This window comes from Roseofilum reptotaenium CS-1145, from assembly GCF_028330985.1.
Classification (GTDB): domain Bacteria; phylum Cyanobacteriota; class Cyanobacteriia; order Cyanobacteriales; family Desertifilaceae; genus Roseofilum; species Roseofilum reptotaenium.
The window spans coordinates 17,318-44,054 of record NZ_JAQMUE010000054.1 but is presented as its reverse complement, the minus strand read 5'-3'; the positions used below and the strand labels follow the sequence as shown (position 1 = coordinate 44,054).

General features: G+C 44.6%; 18 protein-coding genes and 1 pseudogene. 8 read left to right on the top strand and 11 right to left on the bottom strand.

Going from position 1 to position 26,737, the window contains the following annotated elements:
• Genes PN466_RS09010 through PN466_RS09000 form a run of 3 tightly spaced genes read right to left on the bottom strand, consistent with a single transcriptional unit; the run spans position 1 to position 6,776 of the window.
• Positions 1–5,145, bottom strand: a complete 5,145-nt coding sequence (locus PN466_RS09010) for an nSTAND1 domain-containing NTPase (RefSeq protein ID WP_271938873.1) — start codon at positions 5,143–5,145, stop codon at positions 1–3.
• Positions 5,103–6,506 carry a P-loop NTPase fold protein gene (locus PN466_RS09005; protein ID WP_271938872.1) on the bottom strand — a complete coding sequence of 468 codons (1,404 nt, stop codon included), beginning with the start codon at positions 6,504–6,506 and terminating at the stop codon, positions 5,103–5,105. Before PN466_RS09005 ends, PN466_RS09010 begins: the two co-directional genes overlap by 43 nt.
• 48 nt (positions 6,507–6,554) lie before the next feature.
• On the bottom strand, positions 6,555–6,776 hold the full coding sequence (locus PN466_RS09000) for a hypothetical protein (RefSeq protein WP_271938871.1): 222 nt from the start codon (positions 6,774–6,776) through the stop codon (positions 6,555–6,557).
• A gap of 377 nt (positions 6,777–7,153) precedes the next feature.
• Between PN466_RS09000 and PN466_RS08995 the strand changes: the two genes are divergently transcribed.
• The gene (locus PN466_RS08995) at positions 7,154–9,130 is read left to right on the top strand and encodes a CHASE domain-containing protein (RefSeq protein WP_271938869.1); all 1,977 of its coding nucleotides are present in this window, start codon (positions 7,154–7,156) and stop codon (positions 9,128–9,130) included.
• A 172-nt stretch (positions 9,131–9,302) separates the two neighbouring features.
• On the opposite strand, the pseudogene PN466_RS26280 reads toward PN466_RS08995, so the two are convergent.
• Positions 9,303–9,407 (bottom strand): annotated as a pseudogene (locus PN466_RS26280) (sensor histidine kinase); the annotation flags it as partial.
• A gap of 226 nt (positions 9,408–9,633) precedes the next feature.
• On the opposite strand from PN466_RS26280, the gene PN466_RS08990 reads away from it, so the two are divergent.
• Positions 9,634–10,548, top strand: a complete 915-nt coding sequence (locus PN466_RS08990; RefSeq protein WP_271938867.1) for a phosphatidate cytidylyltransferase — start codon at positions 9,634–9,636, stop codon at positions 10,546–10,548.
• 102 nt (positions 10,549–10,650) lie between these two features.
• Here PN466_RS08990 and PN466_RS08985 read toward each other — a convergent pair whose 3' ends face one another.
• Positions 10,651–11,370 (bottom strand): LmeA family phospholipid-binding protein, encoded by a 720-nt coding sequence (locus PN466_RS08985; RefSeq protein ID WP_271938866.1) that lies wholly within the window; start codon positions 11,368–11,370, stop codon positions 10,651–10,653.
• A 187-nt stretch (positions 11,371–11,557) separates the two neighbouring features.
• Here PN466_RS08985 and shc point away from each other — a divergent pair, with 187 nt between their 5' ends.
• Positions 11,558–13,546 (top strand): squalene--hopene cyclase, encoded by a 1,989-nt coding sequence (gene shc, locus PN466_RS08980; RefSeq protein ID WP_271938863.1) that lies wholly within the window; start codon positions 11,558–11,560, stop codon positions 13,544–13,546.
• 29 nt (positions 13,547–13,575) lie between these two features.
• On the opposite strand, the gene PN466_RS08975 is transcribed toward shc, so the two are convergent.
• On the bottom strand, positions 13,576–13,767 hold the full coding sequence (locus PN466_RS08975; RefSeq protein ID WP_271938861.1) for a hypothetical protein: 192 nt from the start codon (positions 13,765–13,767) through the stop codon (positions 13,576–13,578).
• Between the two features lie 135 nt (positions 13,768–13,902).
• On the opposite strand from PN466_RS08975, the gene PN466_RS08970 reads away from it, so the two are divergent.
• The 5 genes from PN466_RS08970 (at position 13,903) to hpxO (ending at position 19,328) form a co-directional block, all read left to right on the top strand.
• Entirely contained in the window at positions 13,903–14,835 is a 933-nt protein-coding gene (locus PN466_RS08970; protein ID WP_271938859.1) for a hypothetical protein, read from the top strand.
• 44 nt (positions 14,836–14,879) lie between these two features.
• Positions 14,880–15,527 carry a hypothetical protein gene (locus PN466_RS08965; RefSeq protein WP_271938857.1) on the top strand — a complete coding sequence of 216 codons (648 nt, stop codon included), beginning with the start codon at positions 14,880–14,882 and terminating at the stop codon, positions 15,525–15,527.
• A 15-nt stretch (positions 15,528–15,542) separates the two neighbouring features.
• Complete coding sequence (locus tag PN466_RS08960) at positions 15,543–16,568, top strand: hypothetical protein (protein WP_271938855.1); 1,026 nt, start codon at positions 15,543–15,545, stop codon at positions 16,566–16,568.
• A 40-nt stretch (positions 16,569–16,608) separates the two neighbouring features.
• The gene (locus PN466_RS08955; protein WP_271938854.1) at positions 16,609–17,826 is read left to right on the top strand and encodes a hypothetical protein; all 1,218 of its coding nucleotides are present in this window, start codon (positions 16,609–16,611) and stop codon (positions 17,824–17,826) included.
• Positions 17,827–18,164: 338 nt separating this feature from the next.
• Positions 18,165–19,328: an FAD-dependent urate hydroxylase HpxO gene (hpxO, locus tag PN466_RS08950; protein WP_271938852.1), complete on the top strand. Its 1,164-nt coding sequence runs from the start codon at positions 18,165–18,167 to the stop codon at positions 19,326–19,328.
• Between the two features lie 5 nt (positions 19,329–19,333).
• On the opposite strand, the gene PN466_RS08945 is transcribed toward hpxO, so the two are convergent.
• From PN466_RS08945 to PN466_RS08925, 5 genes are all read right to left on the bottom strand, one after another.
• Entirely contained in the window at positions 19,334–19,645 is a 312-nt protein-coding gene (locus PN466_RS08945) for a DUF1830 domain-containing protein (RefSeq protein WP_271938851.1), read from the bottom strand.
• A gap of 284 nt (positions 19,646–19,929) precedes the next feature.
• Positions 19,930–20,319 (bottom strand): response regulator, encoded by a 390-nt coding sequence (locus PN466_RS08940; protein ID WP_271938850.1) that lies wholly within the window; start codon positions 20,317–20,319, stop codon positions 19,930–19,932.
• A gap of 29 nt (positions 20,320–20,348) precedes the next feature.
• Complete coding sequence (locus PN466_RS08935) at positions 20,349–20,747, bottom strand: hypothetical protein (RefSeq protein WP_271938848.1); 399 nt, start codon at positions 20,745–20,747, stop codon at positions 20,349–20,351.
• Between the two features lie 212 nt (positions 20,748–20,959).
• Positions 20,960–21,346, bottom strand: a complete 387-nt coding sequence (locus tag PN466_RS08930; protein ID WP_271938845.1) for a response regulator — start codon at positions 21,344–21,346, stop codon at positions 20,960–20,962.
• Between the two features lie 3 nt (positions 21,347–21,349).
• Positions 21,350–26,728: a PAS domain S-box protein gene (locus PN466_RS08925; protein WP_271938843.1), complete on the bottom strand. Its 5,379-nt coding sequence runs from the start codon at positions 26,726–26,728 to the stop codon at positions 21,350–21,352.
• Positions 26,729–26,737: the final 9 nt, after the last annotated feature.

Genomic DNA, 26,737 nt, shown 5'->3' with positions numbered 1-26,737 from the left:
TCAGTCACACACAGACAGTCTCTCTTTTTGACCCGTAGGATTGTTCTCCAAATACCCTTGTAACCATTGACATCCCGTTTCTAATAGCTGGTCGAGTTCCAACTGATCTAGATGCCATAGGGTGACTTGTCCATCTCCACCGACAGAAATCAGGGTTTTGCCATCGGAAGTGAAACTAAGTCCATTAATCGAACGATGGGAACTTGCAGTCAGCACATGCAGTAAGGTTCCGTCTTTGCGCCAGAGGCGAATGGTGTTGTGGCTGGCGGATGCTAACTGCTCTCCGTCAGGACTAAAGGCAACACTGGTTACGGTGTTTCCCTCATGTTCCAGGGGTTCACCCAATAGTTGTCCCTGTCGGTTCCAGAGTTTGACTCGGCTATCATAACTGGCAGTGGCGATCGCCTGACCATCAGGAGAAAAAGTTACGCCCCAAACCCCAGCTCGATGTCGCAGAGTTCCCACCTGAGTGCCATCCGTACGCCATAATTTTACTCGTCCCTCATCGCTTGCAGCAGCCACGAGTTGACCATCAGGGCTAAAACTGACCCAATTAATGGCAGAGCTATCCGTGAATAAAGTTTTCAATAACGTCCCATCTGTGCGCCATAACTTCACCCGATAATCCTTACTTCCTGAAGCAATATACTTTCCATCGGGACTGACGCTGACACTGAGAACCACATCTCGATGACCCTCCAACGTTTGCAGCAGCTCACCCTTTAGGTTCCAAACCTTGACTTGGAGATCGTCCCCTGCCGTCACCAACTGCTGACCATCTGGTGTAAAGTCAACTCCCCAAACCTGTCCCTCATGACCTTTCCAGGACTTTAGCACCGTCCCATCCGGTTGCCATAACGTAATCATGCCATAATCCCCGATCGTAGCAATTTTACTGCCACTCACACTCACCCCATTCAGCGCCCCACCCCCGTCCCAGACCTCCATCAGGGACTTATTCAAGCGCCACACCTTCACCGACTTATCCAAACTAGCCGAAACAATGCGACTCCCATCAGGACTAAACCCCACCTTGGGAACCCAATGGGTATGACCAATTAAGGTTTTTTGCAAACTGTTATTATCCAACCCCCCCCAAATTTTAATCGTCTTATCTTTACTTGCCGTCACAAACTGTTTCCCATTGGGACTAAATCGCACATCTAAAACGGTATCCTCATGGGCTTCAATTTGCGTAAGAAAGCCCTCCTCAGTCCAAAAACTTACCGTCCCTTTTTTCTGTCCCGTTTCCTCATCAATGACCTGACCGGCAGTCGCCAAAAGTCCCCTTTCTGACCAACTCATGCTATATATTTCTTGCACTTCTGGCTCGCCCACAAAGGTTTTGACTAACGAACCATCCAAACTCCAAAAGCGAATCTTGCCGTCAAAACTAGCTGTAGCAACCAACTGACCATCGGGAGAAAATACCACACTTAATACAGGAAAATCATGGGATAAAGTTACCACTTCCGAGCCATCTTTACGCCAGATTTTTACAGTTTGATCTCGACTCGCTGAAGCAATCAAAGGATTCTTCGGGTCTTGATGAGCAGCGAGAGCAATAACTTGATCCGTATGACCCTTTAATTCCACATATTCTATCCGATCTAAGTTCGCTATCTTGCCTAAATCGGGAAACTTGCCTAAATTCCACAGTTTAATACTATGATCCCAACTGCCAGAGGCTAACCATTTTCCATCCTCCAGAAACACCAAACTGGTAATAATATCTTGATGACCAGGAATCGTAAAACCAGGCTTGCCTTGCTCATCCCAGATGCGAATGGTGCGGTCTTCCCCTGCGGTGGCAATCAGTTTACCATCGGGGCTAAAGGTGGCGGCATAAACCCCATCTTTATGTGCTTCTAAGCGATTTTCTTCACTAATTCTATAAACTGCATAGGATAGGGTTTTCTCAATTGTATCGGAAACTGATTTAGGCAAAAATGGCGTACTTTTAATCTGTTCTCCCGCTTTCAGTCCGGTAGTTAAACCTTCAATTTCATTATTGAGTCCTACTAAAGCTTCAGAAGATGTCCCTAATGTTTTAATCTGATTAATCACCCCATTCCAGGCAAATCCTCCTAATCCTAGGATAAAAAAGCCCGCACCTACTAAGAGAGAATTCAAAATTAACTTGCGCTGTCGTTCACTCTTTTTATGTTTCGCTTTTGCTTGGGCTAACGCGGTTAATAATGTTTTTTCTTGCCGCAAGTTTTCCAGAACGAGTTTTCCTTTCGATAAGCGTTTTTTCTCCTGGTCTATAGATTCTGACTCGGAAGCAGAATGATTGGAATTCGGGATATAATCTTCCAAATCCTGTTGTACTGCCTTATAGCGCTCTTCAGCAAGTTGAGAAATGAGAAGATTTTCATCCCGTAAATCTTCAATTTCTTTTTGATTTTGGGCGTTTTCTTCCTGAAGCTGCGATCGCTCCTGATGAATAGCCTGTTGTTTCTGGGTTTGGATAAACTCAACCAGATAATCATGAACCAACTGATACCGGGGTTCGGGTTGTTCGGGAATCGGATAGATTAAGCCCGATCCAAAGAAAATATCTAAAATTAGCTCTAGGGTTTCTGGAGCAAGATCGGAACCCATTTGGGCTAAAATTTCGGATTTCGTCTTTAAAGGCCGATTGTCGTCTTCATCGATAAAAGTGTAAACTACTTTTCGGGCATGATACTCGTTCTTTTCTCCACAATCTGCAATTACAGATTCTAAAAATTTCTCGACCAATTTGTGCTTCGATTCGACTTGAAGATATTGCTCTAGTGTGGTAATGTTAAGCTCTTGAAGTTGAGAGCCAACAATTTGTAATTCAATTGGTCTGACTTCATTGGTTCCCACCGATAAATCATTGACTAAAGCCTCAATCAAATCATCATCCAGTTCAAATTTAGTCTTCTGAGTCAAATTTTTAATCACTTCAAAGGTATGTGCTTTGGAAAAATTGCCCAAAGCATAGCGATTACTTTTATCGAGTAAATTACAGGCGATCGCCTCTAAGGATATATTTTGTTCAATTTCCAACAGATGATGTAAATAATCTTCCCGAATTGAGAAAATAATTTTCAGCCCTGCTTGATTGATACACTGTTCTAAAAACTGATAAAAGGCTTGTCGCTTTTCAAGCTCAGTACAGACAAAGAAAAATTCTTCAAACTGGTCAAAAATGAGTACTGTCAAGCCACTTTGATCGGCAATTTGGTCGAAGGCTTGTAGATAAATTTCTGGGGTATAATCTGAGATTTCTCTAGGAGTGAATTGAAAGTGTTTTAAGGATTCATTGAAGGCTTTCCCAAAATTCAAAACCCAATCGGAATATACGCGGATAACGACCGGAACTGGAATTTGATCTCCTAGGGTAGTTCGATGCAAAGTAGGGACTAATCCTGCGCTAACAATCGAACTTTTTCCCACTCCAGAAGGGCCATGAATCACGGTTATTTTATAATCCGGACGACTAATCCGATAAAGGAGGTTTTGCACATCTTTTTGACGGTTAGAGGTAGAGATAGCTTCAGCGACTTCTCCAACCTGTGCATCCGTTTCTATGCGATTAGCCAATAGGGGATTTAAGGCTTGTTGAGCGGGTCTTAATTGGCCTGCCCCCACAAAGGGACGTAATCCATACTGGGACTGGACTGAGCGCTTTTCTTGTTTGAGTAAAAAGGCTTCTCGATAACATTGTTCATCAAAATAGAGCGATCGCAGCCCTTTCAATAAGCGTAAATATCGGTGTGGGTCATGGCGAGCATTGCTTTGGGTAATGGCATATTCTAGTTTATGTTTCGCTGCTGCTAACGTCTGATAAGCCTGTTCATAGTGCTTCAAATGACGCAAACATTGGACTAATTGTAATTGAAATAACTGAGACCAGAGGAGAGGATATAATCCTTGCGGTAAAGGCGGAAAATCTTGGTCAATAGGTGGGGTTGCTGCTGAGTCTAAAATTGCTAAACACTGCTTTAATTGCTCGCGGGCTATTTCCCACTTTCCCTGTTCTAGGGCGAGTTTGCCTAAAAAACCATAATCGAGAGCTAACTGAATGGGTAAACCATACTGCTGATGCAAATCAAGAGACTTTTGGGTAAACTCTACGAGAGTTTCCCAGGCTTGTAAATGTTGCAGTACATCACTGACTTGTCCCGTCATTTGCGCCATTAAATCCTGCCGGTCAGCATCTTGAAAGCACTGTATAGCCTGATAGAAATAATGCCACGCCTGTTCCCATAATTGCTGATTTTCTGGGTTTTCTTGGGCGGGATAAAAGGAACAAAGTCCTAGATAGAAGAGCAATAGGCCTTGATGCTCTAAATTGGGCTGAGGGGATAACTGTTGTTCATAATTTAATGCAGTTTGATAAGAATCGATCGCGCCTTCAATCTGCCCTTGCATCAATCGATCGTGACCTAAAAGAATCGCGACTCTCGCTTCTAAACTGGCATCAAATACAGTTTCTCGACGCTCCAGGGTAGAGAGGGCAAATTCTAATTCGGCGCGATGTTGGCCACATCCTCCCTGTTTGGGAGAAATAAAAGACAGGGGAAAGGCGAGTAGTTGTTTCTTATCGCGACTTAAGAGATTGTCGAGTAAGGTTTGTGCTTTCTGGATAATCAGGGTAGAAAGCGCTTCGGTGGTCATCTCGAAGGAGATGGGATTAGCAGCAAAGTTGGCAAAATCGGGTGCAAGTTGCAAAAATTGATGGAGTAGGCGATCGTTGACCCATAAAACGAGAGGACAATTGAGTTGTTTGCGAAATTCATCCCGGATAACATTGGTGGAAATTAAGATATCTTCTAAGTTAATGACGGATTCTAGACCTAAGACCAATAATGCAGAGGGTCGATCTTCAGTTAGGGCAAAATCAGCTTTAACCGTGTGATATAAATGGTTAATGTCTGGGGATAATTGCAAGCATCGAAATGGGGGAATTTCATCCGTTATTTTTGGCGATCGCGCCTTCAATACCTCCGATAGCTGTTTTAATACCTTTTCTCGCAATTGGACATAGTTACAGCGTACCAAAATTAAGGAAAATTGCCCTTGAGACAGAGAAATAGCTCGGGCCAACTGTTTGAGGGCCCGTTCATTCTCTATGAAGTCGCAATCTTCCCACTGTTGTTCTGTGCTAACCATTGCTTGAACTTTTGATGCTCGTATAGGGCGGGATTGAGGGCAAACCAAGAGCCTTCAGCATCTCGGTACTCAAAGACAAACATACTGCGTAATAAGGTCAAGTATTCTAGGTCTCCTTGTACGCTTTGCTGATTGACCACTCGATACAAGAGTTCCCATATCTCATCGTTAATCGAGGTGGTTAAATAATCCCGACGGTCTCGAATGACTGTCTCTAGTATATCCCGTGAAAAGGGCGGGTCTTCTTGTTGCAGACAACTAAAGAGCATTCCCAAGAGGTTTCGCATGTGACCCCCGCTGACTTCACAGAGCCTATCTAAGGTATCCGGGTGGTCAAAGAGTTCTAAAATACAGGCCTGTTGTTCTTCTAAGGTGCGATCGGGAAATGCACGGGTTAAGACCATATGGTGCAAGAGTTGCATCCCCAAGGGGAAGGGTTCTCCAGTGCGGGTTTTCACTGGAACCATGGGTAGAACTTTGGGGGTAATTCCCCCTCCAAGGCGATTTTTTAGGGTTTCGCATTCACTGGAAAAAATCAGGGAGAGGGGAATTGTATAGACGAGATGGCAGTCGAGTTGACGCAGTTGCGCGCCTCGGTCAATAAATAGATATTCCGGTAAGAGTCGTCCAGTTGGCCCGGCTTGATTATGTACCCGGTCGAGGTTATCGATAATGACGACTAATCCTTTTTTCCCCTGACGCTTGAGTTGCGCAGTGGCGACTTGCAGGAGTTCTTGGTTGATGGCTTCTAAAATACTGGCGGTGCGCGGTTCGAGATAGTTACGAAGACGGTGGCGCAGTTTTTGACTTTCTTTGGTTTTGGCCGTGATTTTGGCAATACCGAGGGGAAGGGAGAATTCCAGTTCACCGCTACTGTTGGCGCTGATGTCTCCGACTCCGGGAATGGAGGCTTCGGCGCTTAAGTCGATGGGGGTTTGCAGAAAGTCTACCGCGTCTTTGAGCAGGGTTTTGAACGTGCGCGGTTGCAGTTCGATAGAGCGCTGCTGTAAATGTTCGCTGACTTGACGGGCGATCGCCAATAAAATATCGGTAATGTCAATATCGCCCATATCTAGGTCTTCGGAGGATTCAAAGTAGACAACCTCGAAGTTTTGTTCCTCTAGCAAGGCTTTTAAGCGCAATAATTCGGTGGATTTCCCACATCCAATATGGCCGGTGAACAGTTGGCACGTGGGGCGATCGGGAGATAGGGTGATAATGGTACGACCCAAGGCTTTGACAATTTTGCCCCCCCGCACAGAAGAAAAGTCAATATAATAACGGGAATTGTCGGGATCGCCCAAGTCTAATGGTGCAGATGGATTGCAGGCTTGGTAAAATCGCCCTAAATCTAAAGTCATAAATTTATGTATGGTGACGCGCTAGAGAATAGAAAATAGGCAATCGGGCTAACATCCTAACCAGGTACAATCTCCTCGTCCTCCCCGTTGATCTCTGGCTTCTGGATTGACCAAGGGTTTGATTCGATTCGGCTGACTCTGGTCTGAAGTCGAAAAAGAGTCCAGGGATTGCTTGGACGAAAGGGGATAATCGGACCTATCGCTATAAAGAGGATTCATCCCTAAACAGAATACGATCGCGATCGGTACAATTTTACGATTGTTGAACATGATAACCTTCTCCTTCACCCCATTGAGCGGGGAGTTCTATAGAAACTCAGGTATGGTCTGAAGACCTAATTCACTATTCATCCCATTCCCTTGGACTTCAGGAAGACAGAATTCAGGTATTGTCTCTATATTTTCAAAAGACGATAAATCAAGTCTAAAAGTTCATCTTACTCATTACTCAAGGGTGACATATACATATGATGTACATTTTGTCAAGTCACAAATATAGATAGAAAGTAATCAGATAACACTATTTATGGACTACTCGAGGCAAGGTGAAAAGCTCCTTCCATTTTTCTTAACTTTCTGAAGGACAAAACTCAACTCGGGAACTATAATGAGAAAGTCACTGCTTTTATTGAGATTATTTTTTAATAGTGCTAAACACTTTGTTGTACTTCTTCAAACATTATAAAGCAACCGGTATTGTCGGTTTTATTGGGATTGCCCTTTCAATTACAGCCAGCACACTGGTGTACCGATGGGAAGTGACTAAAGGTTTAGAGAAGTTTGAGCAACAATCTACCATTTTAGTCACTGAGCTACAAAGCAAGTTAGATAGCTATACCCAATTAACTCGCTCTATGGGTGCTTTTTTTAATGCCAGTTCAGAAGTAAATCAGAAAGAATTTCAAGATTTTTCTCAAACCCTGTTGCCTTACTATGATGGCTTGTTGGGGCTAGGCTGGGCGAAAAGAGTCGAAGCTCAACAACGGCAGAGCTATGAGCAGCAATATTACGAGATGGTAGAATTAAGCGATCGCGGCGATCAAGTTGCAGCCGGCGATCGTGCCATTCATTTTCCAACCACATATATCGAGCCTTTCGATGAACTGCAAGACTATCTTGGCTCCGATTCAGCAGCCGATCTCAAACGGTTGCAGGCCTTAGATCGGGCAGAATATTTGGGACTGAGCGTAACCACTCCATTAGTCACCCTGGAAAATGGCCAGCCAGGTTTTCTCATTTACTATCCAGTCTTCGATGAGAATGAAATATTTCAAGGAGCAGTATTTGGCTTATACGAATTGCAAACCTGGCTAGAAGCAGCACTTTACCACCTCAATCTAAACAACATCGATTTTTATCTCTATGGCGTACCCGAAGATCAGTTAGATTCAGCTTTAAATAAAACGATGGTCAGTGCCAGTGAAGGATTTTTAATGGCCTATAAATCTGACAACGAAACGCTCACCCAATCTCCAGATGTAGCACAGTTAAGCAAACTAGAGTCTGGATCGAGGAGATGGCGAGGGTCTAACCCCTGTCCCTATCAATCTCAATGGCAATTTTGTATTCGTTCAATTAATATGGATCGACAGGAACTTTCCCTGCTCGTCTTACCCGCTTCCCCTCATTCCCTGTTGAATTGGCGAGCAGCGAGTGTACTGGCATTAGGTTTATTGGGAACTGGCTCTTTAGTGATGTACTTATCAATCGCCACATGGACTCAATTAAATGTTGATATTAAAAATAGGAAATTAGAAGAGTTATTACAAGAATTACAACAGGCTCAACTGCAATTAGTCCAAACTGAGAAAATGTCCAGTTTAGGACGATTAGTGGCAGGAGTTGCCCATGAGATCAATAATCCCGTTAACTTTATTTATGGGAATGTACAATATGCCAAAACCTATTTTGAAGATATCTTTGATTTGGTGTGTGAATATCGCCAGGAATGTCCTGAACCGAGTGAAAAAATCAAAACCATGATGGAAGATATCGATTTTGATTTTGTTGCGGAAGATTTGCCCAGTTTGCTGGAATCTATGCAAATCGGAACCCAACGGTTGAAAAAAATTGTTTTATCATTGCGGAATTTTTCCCGGTTAGACGAATCAGAGGTCAAAGCCGTAGACATTCATCTTGGCATAGATAGTACATTAATGATTTTGAATAGTCGTATCAAAGCTCAAGGTCAACGACCAGAGATTAAAATTGTCAAACAATATGGTTCTATTCCTCCAATTCAATGTTATGCCGGTCAGCTTAATCAAGTGTTTATGAATATTTTGAGTAATGGAATCGATGCTTTAGAGGAACACTTTATTTCACAGAAAAAAGAAGAGCAATCACCGACTATTGTCATTGAAACATCTCAAGAAGATCGGGACTGGATTGCCATCAAAATCATCGATAATGGCCCGGGGATTCCTGCGGAATTGCATTCTCGACTATTCGATCCATTTTTTACGACCAAGCCCATTGGTAAAGGAACAGGACTGGGCTTATCGATTAGTTATAAAATTATTACTGAGAAACATGCCGGACATTTGATGTTTTCATCGATAGTGGGGAAAGGGACAGAATTTATCATAAAGTTGCCCCTATCCCAGATTTTTTTACCTTCTTAAAAATTTCTCTAAAGAGAGTACAATCACTGTTGCTCCTCCAAGTTCGGACTCATGTGTATTGTTCCTTGATGTTTCTGAATAATTTGATATGGCGCTTCGCGCTAGGTAATAGGGTTGTGCTACATGGCTTTAAAGATTCAAGATTGTACTCCACAACATCGCAAAGTGCTGAACTAACCGATAATCCCAGTCCCGTCCTTTGACTAATCGGTTTTGTGGTAAAGAATGGATCAAAAATTTTCTGTTAAGTCTCTGAACAAATCCCTTGACCATTGTCTTTGAGGAGCCTCAATGGTAGGGAGTGGGGAGAGTAGAGGGGGATATTTAAGGAAGACTCTTCCCCGATCAGAAAATTTATTCCAGCCACTAATGTGTCGATTCTCCAGACTCTGGGACTCAATCTTTTCCAATTTTTGGGTTTCGTCATTATTCTCCCTATCCCCTATCCTGGCGTATAGATTATAATGTCCTAAAGGATTTCTTAAATCTTCTTAACCTTGCTAATGTCCGGAAACTCTTCATTATCTCCTCAACACCCCAATTCTACATTCCCTTGGACTCGTGTAATCACGGGTTTAGTGGCCATTCCCATTGCCCTATCGGTCACATTCTTGGGGGGCTGGTATTTTACCCTGGGATTTGGGATTATCGTTTATCTCGGTCAATGGGAATATTTTCAAATGGTGCGGGCGAAGGGCATTCTCCCAGCCGCTAAGACTACTGTGGTCATTACCCAGATTTTGTTGGTCATCTGTACGATTTCGTCTTCTTTGGCTGATGCCGTTGTACCGGTTGCGGGTACGTTGATTTGTTTTTATCTACTCTTTCAACCGAAGTTAGCGACGATCGCCGATATTGCCTCTTCTATTTTAGGCTTATTCTATTGTGGCTATTTGCCCAGTTACTGGGTCAGGTTGCGCTCCATGGGCGAAACCTCTAGTTTGCAATGGAGTTTGGCCCTTCCCAGTCATTGGCCCGCTTGGCAGGATGTGCCCATGGGCTTTAAGTTAACCCTGTTGTCGTTTGTCTGTATCTGGGCTGCCGATATTGGCGCTTATGCGTTTGGGAAGTTATGGGGACGCACTCGACTCTCACAAATTAGCCCTAAAAAGACTGTTGAAGGAGCCGTTTGTGGGGTGATTGGTAGTATCATTGTGGCTATGGCTGGGGCATATTTCCTCCATTGGCCCTATTGGGAATTCACTGGGTTAACCTTGGGTTTAATGATTGGGATTGCCAGCTTAATCGGTGATTTAACTGAGTCGATGATGAAACGGGATGCGGGGATTAAGAATTCTGGCGAGTTATTGCCTGGTCATGGTGGCATTCTGGATCGGGCTGATAGTTATGTATTTACTGCGCCTTTAGTGTATTATTTTGTTACTTTGCTTTTGCCCCTGTTGTCCCCAGGGAGTTAGCTCACATCAAGTCCTTAGATCTTTGCTATAGATGATTGACACGGGGACATGGGGATTTGATATTAGGGGAGGGGAGGAAGGGGACTTCCGAACCTTACCCGATCACGGCAGAACGGTAATTTGACCCATACAGAAAACTTTTTCGGGACTGAGGTAGAGCTGTTGAAGGGCAACCTCAGTCCCTAACTCTATTTCTAGACTATTTAAAGGATTAGGAAATAGTCCATCTGGAGCTTGAATGGTTAGGGGATGAAAGCGCAGTAGATGGCCTTCAACCCGTTCTAGAGAGCTATCTATATTCAGACTAGCTTGAAAATCGTGGGGTTGGGGCCAGGTAGCACTGAGAGTCAGTTGGCGATCGCCGAGGATGATGCTGTGCCACTGGGGTACAGACGTGGCTAGAAGGCGATCGCCTTCTGCTCCACTTGCCTTGAGGAGTTCTCGCAACAATTCAGTGAGTCCTTGGCAGAGCAAACCGTCAGGGATCAGAGAGTCCCGCAGTTCTTGGGCTGTAATTTGCAGTTGTCCCGTGACGAGGATGGGTTCGAGCAGACGTAGAGGTTTGCGCCGCAGAACTTGGGGTAAGTTCGTGTGAATGGTTTGAGCTTCGAGATCGATTTGACTCAGATGGAGTCCTTGGTAGGTGGCTTGACTGGCTTGGACGGCAACGTGGGGAATAAGTCCCGATAGAATTTGGCGATCGCCGGCATCAATACTCAGATGTAAATCTTGGATATCTTCGGCTTGGGATCTGAGCCACAGTTGTAAGGCAGGAGAAAGTACCCGACTAATAAGACCGTGTTTACTGGTTGGAGAAGTCATATCCATTAAACCTTAAAAATTTCAAAATTACGCCTGATGGGGTTGGGGTCATGAATGACTCTGTTCCTTGGTTTTGAGTATTTATACTTTCTAAAATCAGGAATAATGGATTGTATTCTATCGTGTATGCTCACTCCAGACGTGCAGTTACGGTAGAATGACTCTGCGATCGCCATACTCAATGCCCATGTCCAGCCAAAACCCTATCAGTTCCCAGCCTTCTGTTTCTCTCGAAGAGGCAATTAGAAACAGTCAAACCTATCTGCTCTCGCAACAATATCCCCAAGGGTACTGGTGGGCGGAACTCGAATCGAATGTTACCATCACCGCAGAGATGGTGATGTTGCATAAAATTTGGGGAACGGACAAAACTCGGCCGCTGCATAAAACGGAAGCTTATCTGCGATCGCAACAACGAGACCATGGCGGCTGGGAACTGTATTATGGGGATGGGGGCGACCTAAGTACCTCCGTCGAAGCATACATGGCGCTCAGACTGCTGGGGGTGCCTGCATCTGACCCCGCTTTGCAAAAAGCCAAAACCCTGATTCTGCAAAAGGGAGGCATCAGCAAAAGCCGCATTTTTACCAAGATTCATCTGGCCCTATTGGGGTGTTATGACTGGCGCGGTGTGCCGTCTATTCCCCCCTGGGTGATGCTATTACCCGATGAATTTTGGTTTAATATCCATGAATTATCCAGTTGGGCTAGAAGTAGCACCGTTCCTCTGATTATTGTATGCGATCGCCGCCCCGTCTATCGCATTACCCCCGACTTTAACCTGAATGAACTCTACAGCGAAGGTATCCACAACGTCCGCTATGAACTCCCCCAAAACCAAGATTGGACCGATATCTTTGTCTGGTTTGACCAAGGATTTAAACTTGCAGAAGAATTAGATTGGGTTCCCTTTCGTCAGGAAGGACTCCAAGCCGCCGAGCGCTGGGTATTAGAGCGCCAAGAACCCAGTGGAGACTGGGGTGGCATTATTCCCGCCATGCTCAACTCCATGCTCGCCTTGCACTGTCTAGGGTACAGCGTCCGCGACCCCTTTGTGCAACGGGGATTAGCCGCCGTAGACCGATTTTGTATGGAAACCGAAGACACCTATAGCACCCAAGCCTGTGTTTCCCCCGTTTGGGATACCATTTGGGTATTACGCGCCCTGGTAGAATCGGGATTAGCCCCTAACCATCCCGCGCTTGTTAAAGGAGGAGAATGGTTACTCGATAAACAGGTGTTAGCCTATGGAGATTGGGCGATTAAAAACAAAGTCGGTAAACCCGGCGGTTGGTCATTCGAGTTTGACAACCAATTTTACCCCGATCTCGACGATGCGGCCGCAGCAGTCATGAGTTTAATCGGGTTAGAGCTACCCAACGAAGAAAAAAAATGGGGCGCGATCGCCCGTTGTGTAGACTGGATTATGACCATGCAATGTCAGGCCGGTGGATGGGCAGCCTTTGACATCGATAACGACCAAGATTGGTTAAATAGTCTCCCCTATGCAGACCTCAAAGCCATGATTGACCCCAACACCGCCGATGTTACCGCCAGAGTCCTAGAAATGCTCGGCGAATTAAAACCCCATTCTGAGCAACTCTCAACGCTCACTTCCACATCGTTCACTGAGCGGAGTCGAAGTGAACGATGTGGAAGTGAGCGAATCCGCAAAGCCTTAACCTATCTCCAACAAGAACAAGAACCCGAAGGCTGTTGGTTTGGCCGTTGGGGCGTAAACTACATTTATGGAACCAGTGGCGTACTCTCCGCCCTTGCCTTAATTGCTCCAGATAGTCATACAACCCAAATCGAAAAAGCTGCCAACTGGCTGATTTCTTGCCAAAATGCCAATGGGGGATGGGGCGAAACTTGCCGCAGTTATGATGACCCCAGCTTAAAAGGAATCGGTACTAGCACCCCCTCCCAAACCGCTTGGGCGTTAATTGGATTACTAGCTGCCGGAGAAGCCACGGGAGTCTTCCCCTGGGATACCTTAAAATGGGGAATGAACTATTTACTTTCGTCCCAATTGCCTAATGGACAATGGGAAGAAGCCGAATTTACCGGAACCGGTTTCCCCTGCCACTTCTATATCAAATACCACTTTTACGCCCAATATTTCCCCTTGATTGCCCTAAGTAGATATGATGCACTACGTGCTGGTAATGGGTAATGGGTAATGGTCATTGACCTGAGTTCTGGTTAAGCAGAAGGCGGTAAAACCCACTCTAAATGAAGTTGAGGCTTCTTGAGCGCGGCCGTTTGCGATTTTTCAGACCGGACTGGAGCCGTTGCTTCTCCCAAGCGGGTTGAAAGATTTAACAAAAGTCTAAGCTCTGTCGGGCAGGCTACGCAAACGACATCACAGAAGAGTTCTTCTAAGCTAGTAGTCATTACGGAAGATGGCAGTGCCGAGGCACAATCTATGACAAAAACGGGAATGCAATACCTGGTGCCCCTAGGACAAGTCGTGGGGCACTTGGAACTGGAGCATATCTCTGCTTTGTACAGTTTGGGGGGATTTAGTAGATGCCACTTCCGATCGTTGCAGGTTTAATGGGTTTAGGGCGTTGGGCTGTGAGTGGTTTAGGTATAGCGATCGCTGGAACAGCTAACGCGGCCGTCAGCCATATAAATACAAATAAGAGCCTAAAAAAACAGGCAGAATTAGCCGAGAATCGTCATGCCATAGAAAAAGCTTCAAAAGAAGGCGACCATCAACTACAGCGCGAGTTATTTGAGAAAAGGCGTGCATTGGAACTCCAGATGTTGCAGGTGAATCGAGAAACGCAACTTCTGATAGTTCAAGAGCAGCGAGAAAACGCACGTCGGCAATCTTGGTATCAAAAGCGTGTTGATAACTGGCCGCTAAAACTGGTTCCAGAAGATATCGTTGAAGCATATCCAAATCGCAAGCCTACTCCCATTCGAGTGATTCTTGCACCTCCAGAAATTGATTACGATCGCTTCCGAGGTAGTAGTGGCGAACAATACCTCAATTTTGAGATGTATGTTGCTCAAAGAATAAGAAGCGTATTCGATCGCCATTTTCCGCTAGATTGTGACGACCGCCCTATCGAGTTACTTGATCGTTCTTGGGACAGTAGCCGTTTTGGAGGAGGTAGTACGATTAGAACTTTATTTGGCCAGCTCAAATCTGAGCCAATAATCATCTTAGAGTCTGAAGTCTGCCATAACAAAATCAACTGCTCAAGCTATTTGATTTTGTCAGAAGTGGAAGGTATCCTGCTCCAACAGAGTACAGGGGTGAGTACCGGTTCAATCTCTGCTACTTGGGCAATCCGGTTGTTAGCTTTGTTTGGTCTGACTATAGAGGCAATGCACTGCTCGAATCTCAAAAAGGGGGGGATGGTGTTGCAACAGAAGTTATCAACGATATTAGAACGGCTGACGGGATTCTACTATTTTTTGATTCTTACAAGCTTGAATCTATGCGAGTAGAAAGGGCTAAGGTCAGACGTATTACGTCGCTGGTGAGCGGAGCCTTGAAAGATGTGCGTGGAAAGATGCCTGTCTCGCTCGTACTCACAAAATCTGATTTGATCGAAAACTACACACGTAATGGTCTAACTCCAATAGAGAACATTATAAATCTGACAAGCCAAAGCGAATTAGTAAAAAGCGTTCTCGTTCCAATTGCTTGTACGCCAAGGAGACTGCGAAACGTTGAAGCACCGACATTATTCTCACTACAAGTCGCAATCCAATCTCGAATAGATAGTTTGCAAGCGGAACTCGAGCAACTAAAAGAAAAGAAGAAAGAGCAAAGATCTGAATATTTGAGCAACAGCAATAAAGCCTCTGGCATCTTTGGCGGCATACGCGACCTTGTAAAGGAACATATCTTAGAAGAAGAACCATACCGCACTAAAGCAGAACGCTCTCGAGCAAAGTTAGAGGAAACAGAAAAGATAATTGAGAAACGATATTCAGTTCTGAAACCTCTAAGAGAGCCATCAAACGCACTATCGGTGTACACCAATAAGTTAATATCAGTACAGCAAGGATGTTCGCTTGGTACATATGCTATACGCTTGTCAAAGCTAACTTTTTCTGAAAGGTTAGGTCGTTTACTTCATAAAGTTTTGAAATTCTTTTCAAGAATCTTCAACTCTATTTTTCAAATCTATTAGATATGGAGCTTAACTATGACTCAAGAATTCAAGATAACTATGCTAGGAGATACTCAGTCTGGAAAAACCTGCTTCCTTCTGGCAATGTATGAAATGATGAGCTTCGGTATTGAAGGATTTGTCCTATCAACCGATCCGGATACTGACCTAGACCTTTCGGAAAAATGGAACAATATCATAGACCAGGCTGGAACAGAGGAAAGATGGCCTCCCCCAACTGGGGCTGGCGATTTCATTAGGTATGACTTTTCCTTTAATTATGGCCTGACGACTCCTCTGATTGAATTTGATTGGGTCGATTATCGCGGTGGGGCATTGCGAGATCGGTCAAGCACTGACGATACGAAACGGTTGCTAGAACGACTAGAAGTAACTGACTGCGTGATTATTTGCATTCCAGGCGACTTTTTTCTGAAAGATGGAAGTGTTGACAGACGAAAGGCGCAAATTGTGAAGCGTACAAATGTCTTACTCGAAGACAGTTTCAAGACTCGTCCAATTCCAACGATTATCATCCTCATCACAAAATCCGATCTCTGTTCCCACCTTCCTCGCGAACAGATAAAGTCAACGATCGAACAGTACTTTTCTGTCTTGTTCGTCAAGAAGCACCAGGGATGGGTTATGCTTGTTCCATCGACTCTGGGGACAGAACTTGCCTCTGACAGCAATAGTGGCTCGATAGACCCTAATGGGGTTCATATTCCTCTGATTTTTACAGTCTTCACGTATTATAAGGCTGGAATTGACTCTATGGAAGAAGAAATAGACGCTGGTCAAGAAAGCCTTGGCGAAAGTAGTAGCCGGTTGAGAGCAGCCGAAAATCGTAATATTGTTCGTAGATTATGGTCTCGCTTGAGTGGAGATGACCAAACAGCCAGAATTCGGGCAGAGGTGACAAATAGAGAGAATCGACTTAACAATATGATGCGCGAACAGCAGGAGGCAAAACAGAAGCTCCAACTTCTATTTAACCAGCTTAATGACTATCAATCAGGTCACAGACCTTACTATATTTACTTTGACGGAGAGGAAGTTTAAGCTGATAATTTGACGGAAAAGTAAGTACAATTAGGTAAGAATGAAAAATCATAGCGTTGCCGCGATCGTATACGGCAGAACATACAGCGAAGACTTTCGATTACTATTTGCCCCGGAAGACTTTAGCAATCGAGATCGAAAAATAGCCCAGCAGTATATCAATGCATCTTTACAAAGTCCTGAATTATTACACGATCGAGCATATCGCTGGTCAGCCTTTAAACTTGATCGACACATTATTTTTGGAGTGTCTTGTTTTGCATATGATATATCGAGAGCGTTAGCCCCTGAGCCTTCAAATACTTTTAAGCTTGGTAAGCCACAAAGCTTTGCAATGACACACGATGCTGCTGGTCGTTCTGTACAGGTTTTCGTTGGTTTGGCCAAGCATAGTCATGGAGATCCCGTTATCCCAATACGAGACCCGGCTCTGTATGGTGAATTGTATGACAACTATGTCAGCCATCGGTGGTGGGACAGTTCAAGCAACTGGCGGAGAGTAGAAAGCACGCAATATTCTCCTAAAACAAATTACCTTAGTCAAGGTTCGGCAGCTTCTCAGAAGGTCGGAGAATGGCAGAGAAAAGTATCAGCCTTACTTTATGAAATTCCTAAAGATAGTCAGCTAGGAACAGTGGTGATTCCTCGCCAGGCAAGCGATCCAGTTATTTGGAACATGTTTTTTTCAACCGGAATATGTCAATCTCTTTGTATTAACTTTCCTCGAGAGCTTGTTGATAGCAAATTGTTCGGTCACACCAAATTTGAATGTGTCGTGACGAGTGAGCTTGATGAGCAAGGAGTACCTTACTATGTAGAGAGGTACAGTCAACAGCCGACTGTACAAGAAGTTGAGTTCAATAAAGAGAAATATTCAGATCCCGCGAGTCAATACGGAAAAACCTCTGGAGACTATCAAAACACTCGATGGGAGGGTCGCACTGATAACGCATCCAGAGAAGACAGTCAGGAATATTCTAGGAATCAACGGAGCAAGAAAGCTAAGGGTAGTAAATCCCCTTCCGGGGCGCTCAAGCTAGTAAAAAAAGTGTTAGGTGATTTGTTGGAATTCGTGGACGACTTATCTACTGAATCTGAAGCCACAAATGGAGACGGCAGCGATCGAAGTTCTAACATTGATACAGAGCGCAAATCTGCTATCAGTCAGGAGAAACGCAGAAATACTGATTCTGACGTAAGAAAAATGTTTGAAGATCTGCATAACAACTCCTTCTTAGAGGATAAAAAGGAAAAGTAAGCTTAACCTGAGCTCCGGTTAAGACCGTTTTGGGGGTAATCGCACGAGAGAATAGGATTTTCAGCCTAGAACAGAATCAGGGTTTTAACTTATCCCAAACTCAGGTTATTTACAGCGCTGTGTGCTGTTATGAAGTCCCTCTCCCACGCTCATCTTGTAGGGGTTTTAAAACTGGCTCTTGATATGAATGAGTTTCAGCCAATGAGCCAACTAAAAGGCGATCGCACGATCCTTACTAGATGGGGTTTCTGGGAAACCCCTACAGGATTAGCTCCCACGGGAGAGGGATTTAGGGAGAGGGCAAGGGCATGGTTAATTATTAAGGGTTAATTGATATTATGTATAACCTCAAAGCAATCATTATCGGTGGGGGAATCGGTGGTTTAACTGCCGGAATTGCCCTGAAACAAGCCGGATATAAAATTGAAATTTATGATAGGGTGCGCGAATTTCGGCCGGCTGGTGCAGGAATTTCGTTATGGTCAAATGGGATTAAGGTTCTCAATTCATTAGGGCTGGGAGATGAGGTTGCCAAAATTGGTGGGAGAATGAATCGGATGGAGTATCGCAGCCATCAGGATAGCCTGTTAAATGCGATCGCCTTACATCCCCTCATTGATCGAGTTGGACAGCGCCCTTATCCCGTTTCGCGGACAGAGTTACAAGCTTTATTATTGCAAACCGTTGCCGAAGAAAATGTTACGCTCAATTGTAAATGTGTGGGTGTTGCTGAGGATGAAGATGGCGTTACTGCAAGGTTTGAAGATGGCAGAACGACTCGAGGAAATGTATTAATTGCTGCTGATGGTATTCACTCAATGATTCGTCCGATGGTGACGGGAGAGAGCCGTGAGCCTCGATATGCCGGATATGTGAATTGGAATGGTATCGTTGATGCAAAGGTGCAAGAGATCGATCCAGAATGTTGGGTGATTTATGTGGGAGAGGGTAAGCGAGCTTCGCTGATGCCCATAGGAGGCGATCGCTTTTATTTTTTCTTCGGTTGTCCCATGGAAAAAGGGACAACGGTTGCACCCCAACATCGCCGACAGGAATTAGCAGAAATTTTCAGGGGTTGGGCAACTCCAGTGCAGACTTTAATTGAAACCCTCAATCCTTTAGAAACCAATCGCTTAGACATTCATGACTTAAATCCCTTGAATGCTTTAGTGAAAGGACGCATTGCCCTACTTGGAGATGCGGGACATGCAAGCACTCCCACTTTAGGGCAAGGAGGGTGTCAAGCGATGGAGGATGCAGCCATTTTATGTCGCTATTTAGTCACAACAAATGTGAGTGTTGCAGATGCCCTAAAACGCTATGAATTCGCCCGCAAAACCCGGACGGCTGAATTAGTTTTGAAGGCCAGAAAGCGCACCGATACAATTTATAGAAAGGATAGGGCGGTGACTCAAGAATGGTATGAGTCCTTGAGTCAAGAATCGGCAACTGATGTGATTAATGCCTTAGCAAAAGTAATTTTAGGAGGCCCTTTTAATTAATTATTTTAAGCACTACGGTTAATTGAAACCACCTTTAAGTTAGGTCGGCCAACGGGTTCTGACTCTAACCCATATCGGACTCGCAGTTGATAACAAGGGAGAATTTCTACCACACCATAATCACTGGCTGATTGATAGTGAATCTGTAATTGAGCCATTTCTGGTGCCTCAAACACTAATCGCTCTTCTGGGTCAACTAGCTTTTCAAAGTACCAATCTTCTGTGTTATCGATTTTTAAGATTTGAACGGATTGACTGTCGTTTTTGTAATAACACAACATCCAGTTTTTTTGGTCAAATGTTTGAGGGTATAACATTGATGAATGCCTCCTTAGTAAAATAATGAACGAATAAATGGATTTACGCGCCGACAGCCAACGTTTTTTGATTTTTATACCTGGCCCACTCCTCAAGAGAGGGAGAAGCGATCGGGCGATCAATCTCTAACGGCTGCCTCAAACTAGCCGGCATTTCTTGATGACAGTGACTACAATACCAATACATTCCTGTAGATCGAATATGTCTGAGTAATGGATGGGAGCAACAGGGACAATTCATTTCTAACATCATGCCTCCTCTTTTGGGGTAAGTCAAGGATCAATTAATGCAGGGAATAAAACATAGATTGATCGGGTAAACAAGTTTGGATACTTTGTCTTAATTGAGCTATCTTGATGGGCTTCAATAGATAGTCATCTACGGTATAAAGGAATTGATTATTCTCCAGAATCTGAGCAGGATGAATAATAGCAATTAAGGGAATATTAGGGCGTTCAAAACCTCCATTTACTTGCTTTGAAAACTGATATCCATGGAATTGGTGAAGTTCAAAGTCAACCAGAATTAGATTAGGGGAGAGATAGTTGCATAATGGTAAAGCTAAGGAAGGCTCACTGGTAGAAATGAAGCTAAACGCTTCTAATTCTGAAATATTATCTAGTAAGTTCCGAAGCTCTCCAGTTTGTTCAATGAGTAGAATTTTAGGATGCATCACTATCCTCGCAAGGTTGACAAGCTGGTTTACGCTAAGAATTCAGCGGTGTTCAAGTTGGAATTAATCCAATCTGATGGACAGACAGAAGATTGGCCGGATTTCTCCTGGAGCAGATCAATATAAGGCATCAAATAACCTGAATGTTCTAAGATCCACTGATGGGTATTTCTATCAATCTGAGCGAGTTGATTAACGGCATCTTGAAGCACTCCTTCGATTTGACCTGGAGTGGGTAAAACCATTAAGAAATCAGTTAGGGAATGGATCAGATAGGGGTCTTGGCTTTTGAGAACGGCGATCGCCAGGTCAATATAGTCCATGTCCGTCCATTTTCCGTAAACAGACGATGAGACTGGCACTCTTTGCCACACTGTGCCACCCACTTGATTCTCTCCAGTTTTAGGACTTTTCGATGTATAGCCCATCACTGTTTAGGCCTCTGAATTGATCCATGCCCCCAAACTTTAAGAGACAAATGTGAGGATTTTGTGATTGTGTTTGTATAGGGAATAAAACTTAACAATTCTTCACATTAGGTAATATCAAATCCTTAAATGTTTGCTACTTTCTGTGTGCTGTAGGGGCAATTCATGAATTGCCCCTACAGTGATTGCGATCTGTAGCCCAGCGGGTAGGGCTATATTTCTGACCAATTGAGGAGCCAACAAATTTGTTGCACTAACCCCATGGCATCAAAGGGTTTAGTAATCACGCCAGTAACCCCTAAATCTTCAATAAACTGCTGTTTTTCACTATTTTTGGCCTTGGCTGTGAGGAGAATGGTGGGAATGTTTTGGGTCAAGGGATTGGCTTGTAGGGCTTGATAGGTTGCCTTACCATCCATACCGGGCATCATCATATCTAAAAGAATGGCATCCGGCTGTTGAGAAGCGGCCTGTTCTATCCCCTCTTGACCTGACGAAGCGGGTATTACGTCCCATCCTGCTGCTGCTTCTAGGGAAATCTGAATAATTTCCCTTACACCATCATCATCATCAATGACTACAATCCGTTTGTTGGTCATGATTTATCCCTCTCCTTGGCTATAGATGGATAGGCAAAGCGAAAAACGACTCCCTTGGTTTAATTGGCTTTCTACCCAAATCCGTCCCCCATGTTGCTCCACAATACTGCGGCAGATGGCTAGGCCTAGACCCGTGCCTCCTTTACGACGGGAATCAGAAGCATCGACTTGATGGAAACGCTCAAAAATGGACTCCAATTTATCTTCTGGAATTCCTCGCCCCCAATCTTCGATGGTAAAGATGAGGTGGGGGGAGTCCCAACAGGGGGAATACGGCAGGCTACAATAAGGCTGGCGATCGCTGATAGGATCGCTAGGAGAGCCAAGGATGGCTGTTAATCTAACCTGACTTCCTGGATCGGAAAACTTAATTGCATTGCTTAACAAATTGGTTAGCACTTGTAACATACGGTCTAAATCCGCATAAAACTCTACGCCTGAAGTCTCTTCTGAGACCACAAGGGTCACTCGAGCGCGGCTGGCCATCACCTGCATTTGCTCTACAGCGAGCCGCAATAATTCGTTGACAGCGATCGCCTGTTTTTGTAAACGAATCTTGCCGGACTCTAGGCGCTCTAATTCCAGAATATCATTGACCAATCTCACTAAACGCTCTGCACTCTCAGCCGCAATATTGATCACATGCTTTCCTTTGGAGGAACTTGGATCGACTAAGCCAGTGGATAATAAATTTAAGCCTCCATGAATGGAGGTTAAGGGGGTACGCAATTCATGGCTCACCACGGAAATAAACTCATCTTTCATCCGTTCAATAGCGTAACGTTCGGTAATATCTTCACCAATACTCATGGTCCCGATCGCCTCTCCCTGGGCATTATGGAGTTGGGTGCTATTCCAGGCGATCTTTTTCTCTTCCCCAGACTGGGTCAGCAAAGTATGTTGATAATGGGGATTCCCTTCGGGGGTCAGCATTGCTTGGAAAGCACGGCGTACTTTGGAGCAAGCATGGGCTGGAATCAGAGTGTCAAACCAATTTTTGCCGATGATTTCCGAGGCTTTATAGCCGGTTAATTCGGCAAAAAAAGGATTAACATATTCAATATTTCCCTGGCGATCGAGTCCCACAACTAATAAGCGTACATTTTCCAGTAGGGTTCGCCACCGGCGTTCCGCTTCCTCCAGAATCGCCTTACTTTGTTTTTGGGCAGTAATATCCTGCATCACCACCATGCCAGCAAAAATCTGGCCCTGTTCATTTCTGAGGGGATTAGCGCGATAGTGATAAGTTCGTTCTTGATAGGTAATTTCTGTGGCTACGGTTTGCCCCACTAAGGCAGAATGATAGATAAATTCAGTGTTTTGCAGGAGGTCAGCAGGCAGGACTTGGTTAATTAATTGACCTTCTAGGCGATCGCCGTCTAATCCCATGGCGGCTAATCCAACTCCATCAGCAATGGTATAGCGGAACTGTCGATCGAACAGGAATACCGCCCCTTGGGGAAAATTCTGCACGAGGGTGCGATATTGTTTGTGGGAGTTACGAAGTTGAGTTTCCGTCCGTTGTCTTTGTTCGAGTTCCTCTCGCAACCGGTGATTGGCTGAGGCTAGTTCAGCCGTCCGTTGGGCAACTCGGACTTCTAGATGTTCATTCGTACTACGTAGCAATTCTTCCGTTTCTTTGCGGGTGGTGATATCTTTGGCAATTCCGGCCCGCCGATACACCTTGCCGTTGGCATCAAAAATGGGAAAGCCTCGATCCCAAATCCAGCGCAGGTTGCCATTGGGTTGCCTGATGCGATATTCGAGATCAAAAGTATAGGAGGATTGGAGAATGGCGCTAATCCTGGGGCGATCGCTCGGATGTATGGCTTCTATAAAGGACTGGGGCCGTTGATAGAGGCTCTGTTGAGTGCGTCCCCAAATCCTTTCATAGGCGGGACTCACATAGAGCATTTGGTCGAGGCTTGCCGTGGTCATCCAGAACACATCATTCGTATTTTCAGCCAGTTGGCGGAATTTTTCCTCACTCTCAGCGTGGGCGTGATGGGTTCTCAGGGCTATAATTCCATAGGTGATATCTTCACTCAATTCGCACAGAAGCTGAAATTCAGAGGCATCAAAGGCTTCGGGTTGGCTAGAGTAAAGGTTGAGGACCGCAAATACGCCTTGGTCAGTTTTCAGGGGAAGGGCAATGGAGGAGCGGTAACCCCGCTGCTTGGCTTGGGTTCGCCAAGGGGTATAGTGGGGATTGGTGAGAATGTTTTGGAAAGTACAGGGTTGGCCGGTACGGACAGCGGTTCCGGTGGGGCCTCGGCCTCGTTCAGTATCAGCCCAAGTGATGTGGAGCTGGTCAAGATAGCCCTCTTCATACCCAGCTTTGGCCATGGGAGTAATACTTTTTTGGGTATCTTGTTGAACATACCCGATCCAAGCCAGACGATATCCCCCCAGGTTCACGAGGATGTGACAGATGTTATGGATCAAGTCAGTTTCAGAGGTGGAACGGACGATCTCCTGGTTACAGTTGCTGAGGGTATGCAGGGCACGGTTAAGGCGATGGAGTTCGGCTTCATTGTGTTTGCGATCGCTAATATCTGTGTAATGTTCGATGCGCCCCCCCGCGTATAGACCGGACTCAATGGGTTGGCTCAAGTGTTCTAACCATCGTTCTTGACGGTCGGGATCTGGGAGAATATGGCATTCAAAGTTCTTGGTATAGGTGTTATGGTCGTAGGTGTCTAAGACGGTATCTTTGAACTGTTGAGGATCGGCAAAGAAGTATTGAATGCGATCGCGAATTAGCTCTCGTTTATCCCGGCCGATAATCTCTTCCCGATGGATGCCAAAAAAGTTCTCTAGGGTTTGGTTCACCCAAACCACCTTAAAGTCGGCATCCAGGATAAAAATACCGACGGCGGATTTATCTAGCACATCATTGGTGAGGGAACTGTAGCGAGCCTCACTTTCTCGTAGGGCAGCCTCCGCTTGTTTGCGATCGGTAATGTCTTCGGAAATACAAAGTAAATATTCTGGCTCATACTCTTCTCCATAAATCGGCACTTTTATGGTATGCAAAATTCGCTGACCGAGATGATAACTATCAACCCGTTCTTCCAGGATTTCTTCTGGTTCTCCTCGGGCTAAAACTTCTCGATCTTTACAGACAAATCCATCGGCTTGTTCCCAGGGAAACCAATCATAATCTGTGCTACCTACGGCTTGCTCTGCCGTTAAGCCAAAAATTCGCTCGCAGGTTTTATTCCATAACTTAAACTGTCCAAATTTGTCCGGTCTGCCTTCTTTGACAAATACGGCAACGGGTAAATAGTCAATAATGGTCTGTAAGAAATTTTGCGTTTGCTGTAGCTCTTGTTCTGCCTGCTTGCGATCGCTAATATCTGTGTGAGAACCCACCATCCTCAGCACATTTCCGGCTTCATCCCACAAGGCTCTGCCCCGGTCTAAAATCCATTTATAACTGCCATCTTTACACTGTAATCGATGCTCGTGCATATAAAAGGGCGTTTCCTGATTAAAATGCTTGCGAATCGCTCGCACTGCCCAGGGAAAATCATCGGGATGGACGCGATCTGTCCATTCTTCTAGATCATTACTAATTTCCCCGTCCGAATACCCTAACATTTCTTTCCAGCGAGGCGAGAAAAAGACTTGATTCGTTTGTACATTCCAATCCCAAATGCCATCATGATTGCCTTGAATCGCCAGTTGCCATCGTTCTTCACTCTGTCTGAGGGATTCTTCAACTTGTTGGCGATCGCTAATATCAATAACTTGCGAAATTAGATGTAAGGGGTCACCATTATCGTCATGAATCAAGGCAACTTTGAACAGAGTATAGACAATTTCTTTTGATTTGTTGATTAATCTTTTTTCTATGGTATAATGATCGATAGTGCGATCAATAAGTTGCTGATAGAGCGCCCGATCAATATGCAGATCGTCGGGATGAATGAAGTAGCGAAGGGGCAATTTCTTCAGTTCGGCAAAGCTATACCCTAATAAATTGAGATAGGCTTGATTGAGTTGAACAGCCGTACCATCTAAATTATTTAAGCTCATGCCAATGGGAGACTGTTCAAAGGTGATGCGGAAATGGGCTTCACTTTGGCGCAGAGCCGTTTCAGCTTTGTGGCGATCGCTCACATCTTGGACTAAAGACAAAATCGAGAGCACGTTCCCTTCGCGATCGCGCAGAACAGAATGATACCATTGACAATAAATGACCTGTCCTGTTTTGGTTAAATTCCGATAGCTACAAATCTGGCGATCCTGACTGCCATCAATGAGGCTAAAAACAGACTCCTTAAACTCCTCTAAATCGGGATCAAAGATAAACGGAAATTGAGACCAATGTTGTCCCTGTACTTCAGCAAAATCCCAACCTAAAATATGCTCGGCTTGGGGAGACCATTGACTGACCCGGAATTCATGATTCCATTCAATCACCGCTAGGGGAGAATTTTCAAAATGAAAAGTCAGTTTTTGGGCGACAAGCCGCAGTTCTTGAAGGATCTTATATTGGGTAATAGCAATACCAACTTGATTACCTAATTGCTTGATGCCATCAATTTCCCAGGATTGCCAGTGCCGGGGATGGGCACATTGATGAAGGGCAATAAATCCCCAGAGTTGATCTTGACTAATAATCGGAATAACTAAATTGGATTGAACTTGAAAATAGTCTAAAAGATCTCGATAGCAAGAATTTTTACTGAGCGTTGAAATCTGATTTAATTGCCCAATTCGACCTTGAAGATAGTGGAAGTCATAAGCTCGGAAACAGGGGTCATAAATTTTCTGTCCTAATAAAGCCATCCATCCAGGGACAACCGATTCTTGAATCACGAGTGCAGAGCCATCTTTTTGGAGTTGTAAAATTAAGGTTCGGTCAGTTTGTAATAATTTGCAGACTTCAGTCGTCGTGATTTCTAAAATAGATTCTACATCTAAAGACTGACGAATTTTGAGGGTAATTTCGGCCAGGAGGGAAGGGAGACTCGGAGGAGGAGAGAGGGAAGTATGGGTTTGTGCAACCCAAAGAACGGTATTTTCAGCGTAAGGGTAAATTTGAGCTTGAAAAGAGCGGGTGAGTTGATTGGTGTGGGTTAACTGATATTGAAACAATTGGGGAGTTTGAGTGGCGATCGCCTTTTCCATAGCGCATAAATAGCCCTCTCTGGATAATTCTTGTACCGTCAGTTGCACCCAATCCGTCTGTATATCAGTGGGAATCACTTTAATCTCATGGTGATTCAGATCGATAATGAGCATCAGATGTTGCAGGACAGACAAAGCCTGATGGATTTCGGCATCAGTTGCCAGTTGAGTCCTAAACCGCTCTGATGCTTGAGTGCGGTTCTCTCCTTCTAAGGAATTGCATCGATAATTGGGAAACACCATATCCGATCG

Bases quoted from the DNA above. Each gene is read 5' to 3' on its own strand.
- PN466_RS09010 (WP_271938873.1), bottom strand. From the start codon at position 5,145: ATGGTTAGCACAGAACAACAGTGGGAAGATTGCGACTTCATAGAGAAT.
- PN466_RS09005 (WP_271938872.1), bottom strand. From the start codon at position 6,506: ATGACTTTAGATTTAGGGCGATTTTACCAAGCCTGCAATCCATCTGCA.
- PN466_RS09000 (WP_271938871.1), bottom strand. From the start codon at position 6,776: ATGTTCAACAATCGTAAAATTGTACCGATCGCGATCGTATTCTGTTTA.
- PN466_RS08990 (WP_271938867.1), top strand. From the start codon at position 9,634: ATGTCCGGAAACTCTTCATTATCTCCTCAACACCCCAATTCTACATTC.
- PN466_RS08985 (WP_271938866.1), bottom strand. From the start codon at position 11,370: ATGACTTCTCCAACCAGTAAACACGGTCTTATTAGTCGGGTACTTTCT.
- shc (WP_271938863.1), top strand. From the start codon at position 11,558: ATGTCCAGCCAAAACCCTATCAGTTCCCAGCCTTCTGTTTCTCTCGAA.
- PN466_RS08975 (WP_271938861.1), bottom strand. From the start codon at position 13,767: ATGACTACTAGCTTAGAAGAACTCTTCTGTGATGTCGTTTGCGTAGCC.
- PN466_RS08970 (WP_271938859.1), top strand. From the start codon at position 13,903: ATGCCACTTCCGATCGTTGCAGGTTTAATGGGTTTAGGGCGTTGGGCT.
- PN466_RS08960 (WP_271938855.1), top strand. From the start codon at position 15,543: ATGACTCAAGAATTCAAGATAACTATGCTAGGAGATACTCAGTCTGGA.
- PN466_RS08955 (WP_271938854.1), top strand. From the start codon at position 16,609: ATGAAAAATCATAGCGTTGCCGCGATCGTATACGGCAGAACATACAGC.
- hpxO (WP_271938852.1), top strand. From the start codon at position 18,165: ATGTATAACCTCAAAGCAATCATTATCGGTGGGGGAATCGGTGGTTTA.
- PN466_RS08945 (WP_271938851.1), bottom strand. From the start codon at position 19,645: ATGTTATACCCTCAAACATTTGACCAAAAAAACTGGATGTTGTGTTAT.
- PN466_RS08940 (WP_271938850.1), bottom strand. From the start codon at position 20,319: ATGCATCCTAAAATTCTACTCATTGAACAAACTGGAGAGCTTCGGAAC.
- PN466_RS08935 (WP_271938848.1), bottom strand. From the start codon at position 20,747: ATGGGCTATACATCGAAAAGTCCTAAAACTGGAGAGAATCAAGTGGGT.
- PN466_RS08930 (WP_271938845.1), bottom strand. From the start codon at position 21,346: ATGACCAACAAACGGATTGTAGTCATTGATGATGATGATGGTGTAAGG.
- PN466_RS08925 (WP_271938843.1), bottom strand. From the start codon at position 26,728: ATGGTGTTTCCCAATTATCGATGCAATTCCTTAGAAGGAGAGAACCGC.